Raw genomic sequence first — 1,872 nt, 5'->3', positions numbered from 1 at the left:
TCCAATCACCATCCCAGATAGCATCGGGTGGTGTCACCCAAGATCCGCCGACGCATCCGACATTTGGCTCGCTCAGATAGGCCTCAGCCGTAGCGGCGGTGATGCCGCCGGTCGGACAGAACCGGATTTGCGGTAGCGGTCCCGCTACCGCTTGGAGGTAGGGGATACCTCCCGCGGCCTTGGCGGGGAAAAACTTCATCTCGACCTTCTTGCGGTCGAGAACCTTAAGCATCTCCGAGATGGTAGCGACACCGGGTAGATAAGGCAGGCCGCTGTCGTCCATCGCGTCTAGCAGCCGATCGGTGCATCCGGGACTGACCAGGAAGTGTGCGCCGGCGTCCACGGACTGCCTTGCCTGATCGCTCGAGGTGATCGTTCCAGCGCCAACGAGAATGTCCGGCACTTCCGCCGTGATCAGCTCGATCGCCTGTAGGGCTGCGTCGGTGCGCAGTGTCACCTCTAAGATCTTCAAGCCTCCAGCGGCGAGAGCACGGGCGAGCGGCACCGCTGTCAGGATGTCATGCACGACAACGACGGGTATGACTGGCGCGATGTTGAGCAGGGACGAAGGGCGTGAGATCGAGGTCATGCCGTTACCGTCAGCACGCTGGCCCCGGAGTCGGCTGGGCCGACAACGCTCCGGAACGCAGCGAAGAGCTCGCGTCCGGTCCCTATCCCCGCGTCCGAGGCAAGTGACTTCTCCGTGGGCTCACGATCACTGAGATCAGTGCCGATCACCTCAAGCGAACCAGTCGTAGCGTCGAGCCGGATGACATCGCCGTCTCGTACACGGGCGATGGGCCCGCCCGCAGCTGCCTCCGGAGTGACGTGGATCGCGGCAGGAATCTTTCCCGAAGCGCCGGACATCCTTCCGTCTGTCACGAGGGCAACCCTGTGGCCGCGGTCCTGTAGCACGCCGAGGGCCGGGATGAGTTTGTGAAGCTCAGGCATGCCGTTGGCGCGTGGGCCCTGGTAACGGATGACTGCCACGAAATCACCGCTAAGATCGCCTGCCTCGAATGCGGAAAGGAATTCTGCTTGGCCGTCGAAAACCCTCGCTGGTGCCTCGATGAGGAGATGTTCTGCTCGCACCGCAGACGTTTTAACTACCGCCCGACCGAGCCCGCCGCTGAGCATACGCAAACCGCCGTCGGGCGCGAATGGGTGGGACACCTGGCGCAGCACATCCCCATCGAGGCTCTTTGTCGCCCCGCTTCTCCAGAGTAGCTCGTCACCTGCCAGGACCGGTTCCTGCCGGTAGTGATCGAGCCCGTCGCCCGCGACGGTACGGACGTCACCATGCAGCATGCCTGCGTCCAGCAGTTCACTGATGAGGAACGCTGTACCTCCTGCTGCATGGAAATGGTTCACGTCGGCAGGACCATTGGGGTAGATTCGTGCAAGCAATGGCACCGCAGCCGACAGGGCGCCGAAATCGTCCCAGGTCAACCGTATTCCTGCGGCAGCGGCAATCGCGACCAGATGCATGGTGTGGTTCGTCGAACCGCCGCTGGCAAGCAGGCCAACAACGCCGTTTACAATCGCGCGCTCATCAATAATCTCGCCGATTGGCGTGTGGGAATCGCCGAGAGTGGTCAGCTGGGTGATCCGATGCCCGGCAGCGGCCGTGAGGGCGTCACGCAGAGCAGTATCCGGGTTGACGAAGCTGGCACCTGGAAGGTGCAGGCCCATGATCTCCATGAGCAGCTGATTGGTATTGGCCGTGCCGTAGAACGTACACGTTCCCGCGCTGTGATAAGCGGCTGCCTCCGCATCGAGGAGCTGCTGTCGACTGGCCTTGCCTTCGGCGTACAACTGGCGGGTGAGGCTCTTGGCTGCATTGGGTAACCCGGAGGTCATCGGCCCGGCAGG

General features: G+C 62.8%; 2 protein-coding genes. Both read right to left on the bottom strand.

Annotated features, from left to right (window positions below; genetic code table 11):
• A partial coding sequence (gene eda, locus CC117_RS10185) for a bifunctional 4-hydroxy-2-oxoglutarate aldolase/2-dehydro-3-deoxy-phosphogluconate aldolase (RefSeq protein ID WP_071083499.1) occupies window positions 1-589 on the bottom strand: 589 nt, incomplete at its 3' end.
• On the bottom strand, window positions 586-1,872 hold a 1,287-nt coding region (locus CC117_RS10180), incomplete at its 5' end, for a dihydroxy-acid dehydratase domain-containing protein (protein ID WP_071083500.1). The genes eda and CC117_RS10180, both read right to left, overlap by 4 nt.

The organism is Parafrankia colletiae, from assembly GCF_001854655.1.
GTDB classification, from domain to species: domain Bacteria; phylum Actinomycetota; class Actinomycetes; order Frankiales; family Frankiaceae; genus Parafrankia; species Parafrankia colletiae.
Note: the sequence above shows the minus strand (reverse complement) of the source record. Positions and strands in the feature narration are given on the sequence as shown.